A 14510-nucleotide genomic window follows, 5' to 3' on the forward strand; every position below is an offset into this window, starting at 1 on the left:
ATTCAGACGTTGTTCTGTGCCTCGAACCGTTAGAGCCTGAACCAAAATGAATATAACGATATCAGGCTCCAACGACCCTGTGGGAGCGCAACGGGGTGTTTGCAATGTCGGCCAATGCTTCAGCGGAAGCGGCGGTTTTGCGGGCCTTTCTGGCCAATCTGTAGCGTTGCCCCAGTCATGCAAATGTGCGCTCAACAACCCATCTGCGGGGGAGGAGTTCGAAGCCACTGGTATGATTTGATCGTTTAATTACTTCCAACCTGAATCTTCCGACCTTTTCGAACCTGCTTTTCCAGAGCCATTTCATGGCGAATTAGAAGGTGGTGAAATTGCCGGGCGGGCGCACTTCACAACATATCGTGCCGTCGGCTCATTGTCGGTGCTGACTATGCCGATCAGTCTCCATTTTCAGCAAACTATCACCGTTGGTTGGCAGCTATCCCTGCTTTAGTCGCTTGTTCCGATAAATGACGGGCGTAAGAGAAACTGTACGGTTCGGCCGTTAAGAGAGGTGCCCCGAACTTACCTGCATCTTTAGGAGATAAGCCAAACCGGACTTTGAACGCTTTGGTAAATTGCACGCTATCGTGAAACCCATAGCGATAAGCAATGTCCTTCAAGGAAACGGGTTGGCCTCTTTGTTTAATTAACATCCTATATGCGTTGTCCAGTCTCTTGTCGCGAATGACTTTGGCTACGCCGCCATCCGGCTCGAACGCTCGATAAAGGTGCGACCGGGAGACACGAAAATGATGCATGATAGTCTGCGGACTAAGTAGTGGGCTGGTAAGGTTCTCATTGATGTAAGTGAGTATGCACTTACGCATTGTGAGATTAACGGCGAGGTTTTCCGGTGCACCTGCCGTAACGCTGGCGCCCAGCAGAGATAACATTGCTTCTTGTGCCGAATAGACCTCTGTAGCGTCCAGCTCGCCTGCCACGTCATTCAGGCCTCTCAAATAAGCAAACAGCAGCCGTGTTGTTGGTTCGTGCGCGCGCAGAACAACACCGTGCAGATTACGCCAGCCAATTACTTTTTCCAACTCGTCGCGGGCCAGCATAACTGTTATTCGGCTGCCGTCATATGCAGTGCTTTCAACAGTTTGTGTGAAATCAATAATGACGATATCGCCAGGCTTTGCGCATAAGTCGACACCGTTAAAATTGCCGCGCAAATCACCAGCGGTGATTAATTGCAGAATATAGTGATCCAGACCGCCATGGGCGATGATCTTTGGTGTGCGTAAATAGTTTTGAGTATTGAAAGATGTTGAACCTATTTGAAGAGATGCGCCAATTGCGCGTCCCTTTGCGGAGCCGAAAAGTTGGTAATTCCGCATCTCCTTGTCCAACGTGATTTCATACATTGGTTTCAGGACTTCACGCCAGAAATCGTTGCGAAGTTCGTCTTCAATCATGTCAGTTGAAAAAGAGATCTGATTCATTATCGCTCGTCGACACTCTTAACTTGAGAACCGACAGTTACCACAGCCGCTTTTTATTTTAAAGAACAGAATAAAAATATGCCATTCATAAAATTTTAAATTAATTAGGAGCAGTATTACCTTTCTTCGTTCAATATTATTTATAATATACGCAATAGTGTAATATATTCTGATTATAATTTTAAATTGAAATTCCATTTTTCTATTTAATTTTTTAGTACTTCGATGTGACAAGTGTGAAGCAACCCCCGTAGATATCAGGTATGTGAGCGAAGCTGTTTCGTAGGTCGGTAATTATATTATCAAGTCGTCTGTGGTGTTTCCACAAGATGCGATGTTTAAGAAAGTATCAGGCAAATTCTTGTGCGATCGCGTCTCTAAGTATCGTCCACTTCATGGACGGTTTGCGCTGTAGTTGCCCATCAGGTCCAGCAATCGAGCGGACTCATAAGTCGTTGGAATCTTCGGTTCTGATACAGCAGCAGCCTCCGATAATGACCTGAAATAGCCGTATCGCATAGACTTGTCGACATGGGTAGTTGTCTAAGATGGTTGCAACATGTTTGCTATGCAGCCGTAGCTTCGTTTTATTGGGGAGTGTTTTCGTGTGTGTCGCCATTATATGTCAGCGAAGCTGTTTGGCCGCCAGATATGTAGCAAATGTTGGATGTAGTTTAGGAAATTTTAGTATTTTCTTAAAAAGAGTCCGAATTTAAGATAAAAATCAGATATAGCAGCGTAATAATTATAAGTGTTATTTGATAGCAATAGTTAATTTAATAATACTTTTTAAAGTAATATATTATATATGGATAATTATTATAAAATTACAAAATACTAATAATAATTAGTGTGAGATGTATTGCTTGAAATGTATATTAATACATAGTATGTAATAATAAATTTATTGATTATAAGTATATTCTTTTAAAAGGACTCGGATTGTCCGATATGAAAAAATTATCTGTTGCGCTTCCTCGCACTCTCGTTAGTAGAGCCGCTGATTTAACCCGTTCGGTCTCACCCGGCGCCCTCATCAGGAGTGCGCGTCCAGTTGCGGCTCTTGCCGTATGGAGTGTAGCCAGCATTTTTGTTCTGGCAGCAAACGTGCCTGCTCTCAGCCAGAGTGGGAGCGGTTTAGCCGCCAACACGGAGAGTAGTGGTGGTGCTGGTGGAACATCATCCAACGGAACAAATGGAGTCGCCGGGACGGCAGGGGCTGACGGCGTCGGGGGTGCCGGAGGTGATGGCGGTGACGGGGGTGCTGGAGCCGGAACGCCGAACGGCGCGGGAACAGGTGGCACTGCCGGTGGCTTGGGTGCCTCAACTGTTGATCCAAGTTCCACTACAGCTGTTTCGGGCACAGATGGTGGTGACGGCGCAGATGGAACGTTGGCTCAAAACCAGAGCGCAGGCGGTGGTGGCGGTGGCGGCGGCGGCGGAACAGGTGTCTTTTCCACCGATACTGTATTCGAAAGCAAAACGACTATTAGCGGTGGCGGCGGTGGTAACGGAGGACGTGGTTTCACTGCCGGGGCTTCAGCGGATACAAGCGGTAGTGCTGCCGGTGGCGGTGGTGATGGTGGTACAGGTGTCTATTATGGGAGTGCTACAACTGCCAAAAATTCCGGCACAGTTCAGGGAGGCAGTGGCGGAAATGGTGGCGACGGCGCAAGCGGGCTAGATGCAAACCAACCTTTAGCGGTATTCACGCGGGATGGAGGAGCAGGTGGCAATGGCGGTGTGGGCGGCACGGCGGCAATATTTGGCGATGGTGTAACGATTAGCAATGAGAGTGCAGGATTAATTACTGCGGGCAGTGGCGGTGTAGGAGGGGCAGCTGGAGATGGGGGTACCGCTAACGGCCAAACGGCCGGTATTGCCAGCAATGGAGGAAATGGTGCCAACGGAGGAAATGGAGGAGCTGGCGCGCGCGCAATCAGTGTTCTGGGTGCTGGTACGTTAACCAACGACGGAACTGTCAGTGGTGGCGATGGTGGTCATGGAGGTAAGGGCAGTAACGGCGGCAGCGGTATGAGCTCCGCAGGTTCCGGTGGAGATGGTGGCAATGGTGGGGACGGTGGAGCAGCAATTAGCTTTTCGGCAACTGCAATCATATCCAATACTGGACATCTACTTGGAGGAAATGGTGCTTCAGGTGCTGATGGTGGTGGTGCAGGTACGACTCAGGCAACCAACCTTAAGCGGTCCGGTAATGGCGGTGCGGGCGGCAAGGGTGGAATTGCAGTGCAGCTATCTGGTACTAACAATTCCGTGACAAATACGGGCGGCACGATTACTGGTGGCGACGGTAAAGACGGTGGCATCGGCGGGGATCCCGGGAGCACCACGAGATATGCCAATCATGGTACGGCCGGCAACAGCGCAGACGGCGGAAGTGGTGCTGATGCTATGCAGCTTGGGGATAGCAGCACAGTCACAAACACAAATGGTACGATTCGGGGTGGAAATGGTGGCAATGGTGGCAAGCAATCAAGTGCGGACGCTGGCAGCCCTCCACCGGGCTTCGGAGGGGTTGGGGGGAATGGATAACGGCGAGCCAGGGTGGCGCTGTTACCAATGCAGGTACGATTACAGGCGGGAATGGTGGAAACGGCGGTTTGAAATCCGATGGATCTGCCAGCGCATCAGCGGCGGGTGGTTATGGTATTCTGCTTTCGGGCGGCGACGGTAAAGTTATCAATGCTGGGACAATAAGCGGGGGACAGTCCGGTGATGGCGGTATTCGCACATTGGCGATCAGTTTTATGGGCGGCAATAGTACTCTTGAACTGCATTCCGGTTCGGTTATTGTTGGCGACGCTGTTGCCCAGGGAACCGGTAATACGTTCACCCTTGGCGGCGATGATAATGATACTTTCTCCGGCACTGTGACGACCGTCACCACGGGCACTGCTCAATATCGAGGGTTTCAGACAAATGTGAAGGATGGCACCAGCACCTGGACGTTGACCGGAGACTCTGAGAGCTGGACGATCAAAAATGGTGTGCTGCAGATCGGTGACGGCGGAACAAACGGTAGTGTATCTGGTGATGTTATCACAGGAACTGATGACAATACAAAAGGCACGCTTGCATTCAATCGTCCAAGTCTGGTTTTCGCTGGCTTAATATCCGGCACCGGTAGTGTTGAGCAAAAGGGTGCAGCGGATAGTGTAGTCTCGCTGACTGCTGACAACACTTATACTGGTGGCACGACTATTTCGTCAGGCACATTGCGTCTGGGGGATGCCGGTACGACAGGCAGCATTGTCGGTGATGTTATCAATAACGGAACGTTGGCTTTCAATCGCTCCAGCTTTACCTTTGACGGTCTCATCTCCGGCACGGGCTCTGTGTCGCAGATTGGTGTTGGTGCTACGATTACTCTGACAGGTAACAGTACCTATACCGGCGGTACGACGGTTTCGGCTGGTACGTTGCGGCTGGGTGATGGCCATGTGAGCGGCAGCATCAAGGGCGATGCCTTGATTGATATGAATGGAAGGCTTGCCTTCAACCACTCAGATGCATTGGATTTTGATGGTGTGATAAGCGGTACAGGCCTGCTGAACCAGATGGGTTCGGGCGCGCTTTCGTTGAATGGCGACAGTTCCGCTTTCACGGGTAAAACATTGGTGAGCAGTGGCACACTTCTGGTACATGGCACGCTTGGCGGCACAGTAGAAGTGGCTACTGGTGCAAGCCTTGGCGGTGATGGCACGATCAAAGACAATGCTGTGCTTGATGCTGGTGGAGCCAATCTCGTCGGACGAGAGGGGCAGACGCTGACTTTCGAGCATGATCTGACGTTAGTTACAGGGAACAATGTCAATGTCTCGCTTGGTGTGCCAACCGACATTGGCCTGTTTAATGTCAAGGGCAATCTGACGCTGGATGGCACACTGAATGTCACGGATATTGGCAGTTTTGGCCCAGGACTGTACCGCATCTTCGATTATGGTGGTGCGCTTACGGATAACGGGCTGACCCTCGGCACGGTTCCAGGTGGCAATACGTCTCATATGAGCATTCAGACAAGTGTCGCCAATCAGGTCAATCTGATCAATACAGCCGGGGTTTCGCTCAACTTTTGGAATGGGGGCGATGCCAGCAAGCATGGCAATGGGCTGATCAATGGTGGCGATGGCACCTGGGATGCTATCAATCAGAACTGGACGGATAGCGATGGCCTAATCAGCGGCACATGGAGTAGTGACCAGTTTGCTATCTTCACAGGCTCTGCGGGTAAGGTAACAGTAGACAATGGCAGCGGTGTAGTGTCTGCCAGTGGCATGCAGTTCTCTACCGATGGCTACCGACTTGAGGGCGATGCGCTGAAACTGACGGGCAACGCCATACCAATCATCCGCGTGGATAAGAATGTGACAGCCACGATTTCCGCTGAGCTTCAGGGCGCTCAAGGTTTGAACAAGACCGACTTTGGAACATTGGTTCTGACGGGTGCGAACCACTATACGGGTGGGACGACTGTGAATGAAGGCATCCTGCAGCTTGGCGATGGTGGCGCATCGGGTAGCATTGATGGCGACGTGATGTTGGCGCGCACAGCTTATGATTATGGCACCCTAGCCTTCAACCGCTCGGATTCAGTCAGTTTTGAAGGTGTCATCAGTGGTGAAGGCGAAGTCTTGCAACAGGGCGAAGGGACGACGACCTTCTTGGGCAATAACACCTTCTCCGGTGGTTTGAACGTCGAGAAGGGGGACGGCACAGGCTGGTATTATAGACAACGCCTTTGGCTCTGGGCGCCTTACAGTTAATGCGGGTGCAACCGCCGATCTCAACAACTTCAATACAACTGTCGCCGGCTTGCTTGATGGCAAAGATGGCGGCGGTGCTGTCATGCTGGGTTCTGGTACGCTGACGCTCAATCAGGATTTTGACAGCACATTCTCCGGCACACTATCGGGAACCGGTGGACTGACCAAAAAATAGCTCCGGAACGCTCACATTTTCAGGCTTGAACAACTATAGCGGTGCAACTGATCTCAATGGCGGTACATTGCGTCAGGGTGCCAAAGGCGGTTTCAGCGGAGCCTCCGCCTATTTCATCAGTGCAGACGGCACCCTCGCACTCAATGGCTTTGCTACATCAATGACATCTCTCTCTCCAATGGCGGCCTGACTGATTTTGGCGGAACTGGCGGAACAGTGCTGACCGTAGCGAGTAACTACACCGGTAATGGCGGCACGCTTGTGCTCAACACTGTGCTGGGTGATGACAGTTCAAAAAACCGACATTCTGAAGGTTGGCGGAGACACATCAGGTAGCAGCGCGGTGAAGGTGATCAATCGTGGTGGGCTTGGTGCGCAGACCAGCGAGGGCATCAAGATCATCGAGGTTGGCGGTCAATCAAATGGCACGTTCAATCTGGTAGGCGATTACACCACCAAGGATGGTCAGCAGGCCGTTGTGGCCGGTGCCTATGCCTATTCTCTGCACGAAGGTGGCGCCAGCGCGCCCACTGATGGTGATTGGTATCTGCGCAGTGAATTGAAAGACGGCACAGGCCCGATCATCAATCCGGGCGTGCCACTCTATCAGGGTGCGGTTGCCGCTATGCAGGCGCTCAACAAGTTGCCAACATTGCAGCAGCGTGTCGGTAATCGCTATTGGAGTGATGCTGCAAATCCGGTGATCGAACAGGGGGCCGATGCAGTTGGCACACCACTTGTCTCTTCAGATGAGGCCGGTGCAGCCGTTGATCGACGCGGCATATGGGGACGTATTGAAGGCGCGCATAACCGTCTTGAACCCAATGGCTCAGACATAAGACAGGACATAAACACCTATCTTCTGCAAGCCGGAGTTGATGGCCAATTCTATGAGGGTGAGAGTGGCAAGCTGATTGGCGGTATAATCGGCCAGTATGGCAATGCCCGCTCGGATATCTCTTCCACGCAAAGCGAGGGCGATGTCGACACTCAGGGCTGGGGGCTCGGTACGACGTTGACCTGGTATGGAGATAACGGCTTTTATGTCGATACACAGGCGCAGGCCAACTGGTACGACAATGACTTCAATTCCAAGACCGCTAACAAGAGCCTTGCCGATGGCCGCAAGGGCTTTGGTTATGCATTAAGTACAGAAGCCGGCCAGCGCGTTGATCTTAACAACAACTGGTCGCTGACCCCCCAGGCACAACTCATGTGGTCGTCAGTCGATTTTGATGACTTCAACGATGTATTCGATACAGCGGTGGCTTTACACGATGGCGACAGCCTGACAGGGCGCATCGGGATCTCGGCCGACTACCGCAATGCCTGGCGCGATGCCAATGGCCAGCTTACACGTACCAGCCTCTATGGTATCGTCAATCTCTATCAGGAACTGATGGGCGACATGAGTGTGAAGGTTGCAGGGACCAAGTTTGTCACCAGCAATGACAAGACCTGGGGTGGCATTGGCGCTGGCGGCACCTATGCCTGGGCTGACGACAAATATGCACTCTATGGCGAAGGCTCGCTCAACACCAACCTCAATAACTTCGCTGACAGTTATGCCCTCAAGGCAACAATAGGCTTCAGAACAAGATGGTGAACAAGGGTTGAAGTGCAGGGACCTGTATTTAGCTGTGAAATATTGAACCTAATGCAAGCGCGATGATATTTAAGGGTGCATTCCATTGTATACTGCAGCACTCCAATGAATTCCTAGGGTTAACCATGGAGGAAATTGGGTGTCAAACTGCTATGTGCAGAGTGGTTTATTTTGTAAAGCGCTGATGTTCGTGAAGAAATTTTTTGTTGGGAACCTGGATTCGAGCAGAGACAAATGGGGGAGGAGGTCTTCTTAATTGATCGAAATACAATAATTTTTCTCAAACGGGCTGTTCTTTTGGCCTTTTTGAACCAACGAGTTAGCGGTGAAGCGCAAACCAACTTTCAGCAATTTCACACAACGGGTTCTCATATATTTCTGTCTTTCCTAGATTTCTGACGGTTTCCCCGAAAGCCGCAACTGCTACTGGTTCCAGCTGTCGGTGTGGATGTGGCTGCTAGCAGCCTGTCCGCTCCCAGAGATGCACACCAGAAAGCGGCCATTTGTCCCTGCATTTTCTAAGAGACCGTATTCTCGATCTTGGTATGTCCAAGCAAAGCTTGGTTTGCGAGCAGGTTGCCCGTCGTTTTGTAGATCATCGCGGCCTTCGTGCGTCGAAGCGAGTGCATCACATGGCTTAATTCTCAATGGAAATTATGCGCTGATCCGGATCAGTTCTGGCTGGAAATCAACAACCTTCTGTTCGTTCGATCAATCGTGAATGACTCATGCGAGCAGAAAACGGATGGTCAGCCTCCTAGAGTATGGCGATGATGCATATGTAGGAAGTCGGCTGCTCAGTTTAACTGGGGTTAGTTCCGGCCAGGGGGAATGACAAGCGTTGCGAACAGTTGAATGTGGTCCAGTTGAGTCTGTTGGAGGAAACAATGGATGAGGATCTTGCCGCCATCGAGGAGGAACTGGAGGCATTGCGTGACGCACCGGCACCTCAACCATCGAGACCACGTCTACGGTTGCCTGCCGAATTGCCACGTGTCGACATTCATCATAAACCGGCCTTATGCCTATCTCAAGGACGCGCTGACCCGCCTGCCAACGTTGCCCAATCGCGGCATCACTGGATATCGACCGACTAATCTGAAGCGTCAAAGGTGTCTTCGGCGGGTGCTTACGGTCCGCTGGCTTCGTTATTTCTCTTTCTTCCCTTGATCATAGTGCCATTTGATCGCGAGGAACATGCCTGTGCCCAGTACGAGAACTTTGAACGTAACGAAGACTATAATGAACCAGTCCATCTTTTGAATATTTCCAGGCTGCTATCTATCGTGAGAGGTATTACCTCAAAACTGCAGATTTAACAGCTTCAAATTTTGTTGAACCCATCGTCTAACCGCCCTTGAGGCGGTTTTTCATGCCGAAAGGAAGGCCTTGGAAAAAAGAGATGCCACAATTTGCGAGGGATAAGTCGAACGCATCCTGCAGAACGATCCGGCAAAAGTTGAGCGTCTTGTTGAGGTGTCGCTGACTGACAATCAGTTTGTAGCGCTGGTGTGCGTTGCTATCGCTGCTGTGATTGTCGGGCTTGCCCTATGGGGCATCTGGCGTAAAATCAAATCATGATTTGGGCAGCTACACGACGGCATGAAAAAATGCGAGACCAAATTCGCGAAGGTCTGAAGGAAACGAATAAGCGACTTAATCAGGTTCTTGCTGTGCTGGCGCAGGATAAAAAAGTGTAATTCTTAAAAGTGTTATTGGCAAATCCATGTTGCATTGATTTTCTTGAAGAAATTTTTGGCTGGGGAACCTGGATTCGAACCAAGACTAACGGAGTCAGAGTCCCTGTCAATGTATTGAAAAGATTACAAAGAATATCAAAACGGTACAAAAAGACACCATAATGAATCAATGACTTACACGATAAATGCAAAGTAGGAAATGGTGATTGCGGCCCGCCTATATTTTGTGTTTTCATTATAATCATACGCGAATATTCGGGTAAGCCGGGGTGCCCGATCGGCTTTCTTCGCACTTGCGATCGAGCTAAATAGCTGCACTGGGGGGGATGAAGATGAACAATCGGCACAAGAGACGCCTGCGGAGGTTGGCCAAGAAGGGGAACATTTCCGGTTACTTAGTGGATGAGAAAAACAAAACGGTCATGATCCTCACGAAGGACATACTAACTAATCAAATCTACCGTGAAGGTCCCAATATCGCGGGGTCCTTCGACGAGCTTGGTCGGGGCGATATTAATGATTGCAGCGAGGTCTTTTCGCGAACCCTAACGATGTTGGTTCGTCATCTACCGAACGTTGATGATAAAGGCTCGGAAGCGACCTGTGCTAGGTTACTCAACAGTGCAGCTCAGACATACGTTGCAGCCCTTGAGGTAGCTCGACGAGGTTATCCGCGCGAGCACGGAGCACTTTCGAGGGGGATCATTGAAACAATCTCTACAGTATTAGCCATTGTAATGGACGGGGGAGGAACACTCGATAAGTTTCATAAAGGAACGCTAGAAACAACTAAAACTATTGGATTAGCAAAGAAGGCTCTGCCTTTCATTGGGAAATTGAACGGAAGTCTCAGCAACGATTTTGTACACATAGGATCTCTTCATGATAGCGTAGATGGCCCGAAGCGTTATCAAAAAGGTGATGAACGTTTTGATTTCGTAATTACCTTGAGCCGTTTGACCGTCTTATTACTCGACATAGTCACCGAACTTATATTTTCCCATGAGATGGAAAGCTTGCGTTACTGGCGTAGGAAAGGTGAAGGATGGGTTTTTGACCCGGGCGAGGAGACCGAGAAATGGATGCAATCGTTTGTACCGGAGGAAAAGGCTTCGAAGTTTGATGGTGTCACCGTTCAGGATATTATTGGAGCCTCCCCTGCGACCCAAACCTCATAGAGCGTTCCGATATTGTCGGAGTTTGTGACCCCTACGATGTCAACGCAATCACAATATCTTAAAATAGCGGAACCCTGCGGCTTTTCAAGGTAGGTCACCAGCAGACGTTTGCAGAACATGATACGAACAAAAGCAGTCCTGCACCCAAGCCGCACCCAAAAAGGCAAAGGGCTGCGGGGGGAAAATTACAGAGGAATAAGATGCTGCTACTTTTGTTAGCTGCGGCAATAGCGATCAGCGTTCCGCAGTCCGGATGCCTCTAGTACATAGCCGCGCGATACTTCATAGACGGATGCGGTTATTAAGGGGAATGAACATTCACGCAAGATTTTGAATCATTCGTTATAATCGGCGGTTTCAAGTGCGGCCAAACATAACGCGAAGTTATCCGGAGAGACGAGAGTTTCATAACGGATCATGGACTTGTAGTTACGGTTTCCAAGCCATTTTTGTACGATACGTAAATCAATACCACGTTTGGCGAGGCGTGCTGCACACGTATGTCGTAAAATCGTCGGTACTATAGAGCTGTCTTCTAAGCCGACCTCCAATTTCACTTCATTCCATACACCTCGATATTTGGGTTGTTCGATTCCACAAAACGGGCCTTTTGCCTCGGTCTTCATTTCCTCAATCGCGTTCTTTGCCTTTTTTGTTAAAGGCAGCGTTCTTCCCAATCCAATCGAGCTTTCAACAATGCGGATCTTATGTGGTTGGATGCTTTCCCAACGTATCGCTATAGCCTCACCAAGCGTAACTCCTGTTTCAACGAGTAAACTGGTCAGCGCTGCGTATGGTTTGGATCGTGTGGCGATTGAATTGATAATTAGGTGCTCTTCCTTAGACGACAGAAAACGAAGCTGATTAGAATGTTCGTCTAATCTCTTATATACTGGGACGTTTGGAAGTTCGCCGGTAGTCACCGCATATCTTAGCAACTTAGTAAGAGCGTTGATTTTCCTATTGATAGTGGAATTTCGATTCTTGCGCTTTTGAAGTGCCTCGATAATTTGGTCGAAGTCTCCCTTTTTAAATTCGCTGAACGGTTCGGGTATTATCTCGGAAATCTCGTAAAGAAAAGCCATCGCACCTTTCCGATGGGAACCTTCGCCCCAGAGACCGCTCGCGTGACGTTCAACCATATCCTTTATGGTTAGATTCCCAGCACTCATTCTAGCCCCCATGATTAAAGTGTCCGTCAGGTTAGCAATGAGCTTTAAAGTTTACAAAAAAATTGTCTGATCCATACCGAATTGAGGCGGACTGAGAAAATTGCCGTTTACAAACTGTTAGTAATTAGCGCGCATTTGGCGGGAAATGTGGAGAACTGAGGCGATTTTGTGTTAATTGTGCAACACACGAGTTCGTGAAAATTTTCAAAGTGATTATCGCAGTTGCGAGTCGTGACCATTACAGATTATTCATGAGTCGTTGAATCGAGCGCTGTTAGGGCTCGGAGAAAAAGCTTTGATCTTGGAGGTCAGAAATGAACATTAAGAGCCTTCTTCTCGGCTCCGCGGCTGCTCTCGTAGCAGCGACCGGCGCTCAGGCTGCAGACGCAATCGTCGCACCAGAACCAGAAGCAGTTGAATATGTCCGCGTTTGCGATGCTTACGGCGCTGGCTACTTCTACATCCCAGGCACCGAAACCTGCCTGCGCGTTCATGGTTATGTCCGCGCTGACATTACCGGCGGCGACGATGTTTATTCTCGTGGTGGCGGTCTGTCGCGTACTGCTGACGGTGGATTTGAGTACAACGCAGGTGGCAAGGATCGTGATACCTACGATTGGCTCGCTCGCTTCACGCTTCGCTTCTCAACCGCATCGGAAACTGAACTCGGCACTCTGAAGACCTTTGCTGAAATTCGTTCCGATTGGAAGAATGGTGCATCGTCCGCCTCCAATCTGCGTTACGCATACATCCAGCTCGGTGGTCTTCGCGTTGGTCTTGATGAGTCGAACTTCGTAACCTTCCCTGGTTACCTTGGCGACGTCATGAATGACGACGTAATCCTTGCTGGCGGTTACCGCACCAACGCAATCAGCTACACCTTCACTGGCGGCAACGGCTTCTCGGCTGTAATCGCTGTTGAACAGGGCAACGACGTTGACGTTGACTACAACGGCGTTATCGATGACTACACACCACATGTTGTTGGTGGTCTGAAGTATGCTCAGGGCTGGGGTTCGATCGCAGCTGTTGGTGCATACGACGCAGTTAACGAAGAATGGGCCGGTAAGCTTCGTTTGGACGTAAACGTAACTGACCAGTTCTCGGTTTGGGTAATGGGCGGCTACAAGTCGAACGACGACACCTACTATGGTTACACCGATGCAGACGGTCGCTTCCGCGGCGTCCGTGCAATCGACAGCTTCTACGGCACCTGGGGTGGCGATTGGGCTGTTTGGGGTGGCGCGAAGTTCAAGGCAACCGAAAAGGCTACCTTCAACCTTCAGCTCGCTTACGAAGACGCAAAGACCTTCGCAGCTACTGCAAACGTAGCTTACGAACTGGTTCCAGGCTTCACCATCACTCCAGAAGTTTCCTACACCAAGTGGGACGACAAGCTCTCCGTCCTCGACGGTCAGGACGCTTGGCAGGGTATGGTTCGCTTCCAGCGTTCGTTCTAATCCTTACGGATTGGTTACAGGAAACCCGGCAGCAACAGCTGCCGGGTTTTTTGGTTGACAAAATCTCACAGCATCCTATTTGAATAGAGCCATCATCGTAGAAGGACTACGATGATAGACGATGATGATGTGACCTCCAGTCCGTTGTCGTTTGGCGAAAGGGCAGGGCGTAAAGCTCTGCCCTTTTTGTTAGTGGAACGCATGGCCCCTAAGATGACTCTCTACCGGGTTGATTCATTAACGCCCCACTTCAAATGAGCTCATCGATTGTGACATTGAGAACTTCCGCAAGTTTCTTCAAAGCATCAAGCGAGCCTTCGCGAGCACCGCTTTCAATCTGCGAGAGGTAAGGCGCACTGATCCCAGCAGCATCGGCAAGCGCCTTGGCGCTCATGCAGCGAAAGTCACGCCAAACCTTGATTTTGTTTTCACCGTCGATCATACGATTAACGTATTGGGCGGGGATCAATTCTTCTTCGCCAGCGGACAGTTTAGCACGGAACTTGCGACCGGCTTCGACGTCTTCGCGATCTTCAAAAGCTTCGAGCAGCTTGTCGTAATCAGCTTTGGGAAGGACGGCCATTTCGTCCCCCTGTGGTGTCTTGATGATCTGAACGTTCATTTCCGTTCTCCTTTATTCGTATGCCCCGCCACGCGGCGCAATCCTGATAATCTCTAGAACGTGCCCCTCTTCCGAGAAGATCACGCGCCAGTCACCCACCCGCAGGCGCATCAAGCCTTCGTCGCCCTTAAGAAACTTGACGTTGTTCGCAAGGCTTGCCGGTTCGGCAGCATACTGTTCGATTTTTGACCGGATCAGCTTTGCCGTGTTGGCTGGCATCTTGATCAATGTCTTGGTTGCTTCGCGGGAGTAGCTAATCTGTTTCATGACCAGAAAATAGCATAATGCTAATTATGATGCAAGCAGAAAATTAGCATATAGCAAAGGAATCATCCTGCCTGCTATACGTGACTGGCACCCTAACCGAA

9 protein-coding genes and 3 pseudogenes are annotated in these 14510 nt (G+C 50.2%); 6 read left to right on the plus strand and 6 right to left on the minus strand.

All coding sequences use genetic code 11. The features are described 5' to 3' along the window. Positions 1 to 175: 175 nt before the first annotated feature. Together C9380_RS28545 and C9380_RS19005 are read right to left on the minus strand one after the other, a co-directional pair. A complete protein-coding gene (locus C9380_RS28545) occupies positions 176 to 307 on the minus strand; it encodes a transposase (protein WP_342749934.1) in 132 nt (43 codons plus the stop codon). 112 nt (positions 308 to 419) lie between these two features. Further along, a complete protein-coding gene (locus tag C9380_RS19005) occupies positions 420 to 1448 on the minus strand; it encodes a helix-turn-helix domain-containing protein (RefSeq protein ID WP_374844448.1) in 1029 nt (342 codons plus the stop codon). A 948-nt stretch (positions 1449 to 2396) separates the two neighbouring features. On the opposite strand from C9380_RS19005, the gene C9380_RS19010 reads away from it, so the two are divergent. From C9380_RS19010 to C9380_RS28880, 3 genes and pseudogenes are all read left to right on the plus strand, one after another. Further along, the gene (locus C9380_RS19010; RefSeq protein WP_128094283.1) at positions 2397 to 3998 is read left to right on the plus strand and encodes a hypothetical protein; all 1602 of its coding nucleotides are present in this window, start codon (positions 2397 to 2399) and stop codon (positions 3996 to 3998) included. A 215-nt stretch (positions 3999 to 4213) separates the two neighbouring features. Continuing rightward, positions 4214 to 5095, plus strand: a pseudogene (locus C9380_RS28875) (autotransporter-associated beta strand repeat-containing protein); the annotation flags it as partial. Positions 5096 to 5734: 639 nt separating this feature from the next. Next, positions 5735 to 8010: pseudogene (locus C9380_RS28880) on the plus strand (autotransporter family protein); the annotation flags it as partial. 518 nt (positions 8011 to 8528) lie between these two features. On the opposite strand, the pseudogene C9380_RS27570 reads toward C9380_RS28880, so the two are convergent. Next, positions 8529 to 8636, minus strand: a pseudogene (locus tag C9380_RS27570) (integrase); the annotation flags it as partial. Positions 8637 to 8867: 231 nt separating this feature from the next. Between C9380_RS27570 and C9380_RS27095 the strand changes: the two are divergent. After that, a complete protein-coding gene (locus C9380_RS27095) occupies positions 8868 to 9107 on the plus strand; it encodes a hypothetical protein (protein WP_353954643.1) in 240 nt (79 codons plus the stop codon). A 935-nt stretch (positions 9108 to 10042) separates the two neighbouring features. Then, entirely contained in the window at positions 10043 to 10888 is an 846-nt protein-coding gene (locus C9380_RS19035) for a hypothetical protein (protein ID WP_128094285.1), read from the plus strand. Positions 10889 to 11223: 335 nt separating this feature from the next. Here the strand turns inward: C9380_RS19035 and C9380_RS19040 are convergent, their stop codons facing one another. Continuing rightward, entirely contained in the window at positions 11224 to 12060 is an 837-nt protein-coding gene (locus tag C9380_RS19040; RefSeq protein ID WP_128094286.1) for a tyrosine-type recombinase/integrase, read from the minus strand. Positions 12061 to 12374: 314 nt separating this feature from the next. Between C9380_RS19040 and C9380_RS19045 the strand changes: the two genes are divergently transcribed. Next, positions 12375 to 13520 carry a porin gene (locus C9380_RS19045; protein WP_128094287.1) on the plus strand — a complete coding sequence of 382 codons (1146 nt, stop codon included), beginning with the start codon at positions 12375 to 12377 and terminating at the stop codon, positions 13518 to 13520. Positions 13521 to 13770: 250 nt separating this feature from the next. Here the strand turns inward: C9380_RS19045 and C9380_RS19050 are convergent, their stop codons facing one another. Both C9380_RS19050 and C9380_RS19055 read right to left on the minus strand, forming a co-directional pair. Next, a complete protein-coding gene (locus C9380_RS19050) occupies positions 13771 to 14142 on the minus strand; it encodes a helix-turn-helix domain-containing protein (protein WP_128094288.1) in 372 nt (123 codons plus the stop codon). 12 nt (positions 14143 to 14154) lie between these two features. Beyond that, positions 14155 to 14409 carry a type II toxin-antitoxin system RelE family toxin gene (locus C9380_RS19055; RefSeq protein WP_128094289.1) on the minus strand — a complete coding sequence of 85 codons (255 nt, stop codon included), beginning with the start codon at positions 14407 to 14409 and terminating at the stop codon, positions 14155 to 14157. Between the last annotated feature and the right edge of the window lie 101 nt (positions 14410 to 14510).

Source organism: Brucella pituitosa, assembly GCF_003049685.1.
Taxonomy (GTDB): Bacteria; Pseudomonadota; Alphaproteobacteria; order Rhizobiales; family Rhizobiaceae; genus Brucella; species Brucella pituitosa.

Excerpts from the sequence above, each read along its gene's own strand:
- C9380_RS28545 (WP_342749934.1), bottom strand. The coding sequence starts at position 307 with ATGAAATGGCTCTGGAAAAGCAGGTTCGAAAAGGTCGGAAGATTCAGG.
- C9380_RS19010 (WP_128094283.1), top strand. The coding sequence starts at position 2,397 with ATGAAAAAATTATCTGTTGCGCTTCCTCGCACTCTCGTTAGTAGAGCC.
- C9380_RS19035 (WP_128094285.1), top strand. The coding sequence starts at position 10,043 with ATGAACAATCGGCACAAGAGACGCCTGCGGAGGTTGGCCAAGAAGGGG.
- C9380_RS19040 (WP_128094286.1), bottom strand. The coding sequence starts at position 12,060 with ATGAGTGCTGGGAATCTAACCATAAAGGATATGGTTGAACGTCACGCG.
- C9380_RS19045 (WP_128094287.1), top strand. The coding sequence starts at position 12,375 with ATGAACATTAAGAGCCTTCTTCTCGGCTCCGCGGCTGCTCTCGTAGCA.
- C9380_RS19050 (WP_128094288.1), bottom strand. The coding sequence starts at position 14,142 with ATGAACGTTCAGATCATCAAGACACCACAGGGGGACGAAATGGCCGTC.
- C9380_RS19055 (WP_128094289.1), bottom strand. The coding sequence starts at position 14,409 with ATGAAACAGATTAGCTACTCCCGCGAAGCAACCAAGACATTGATCAAG.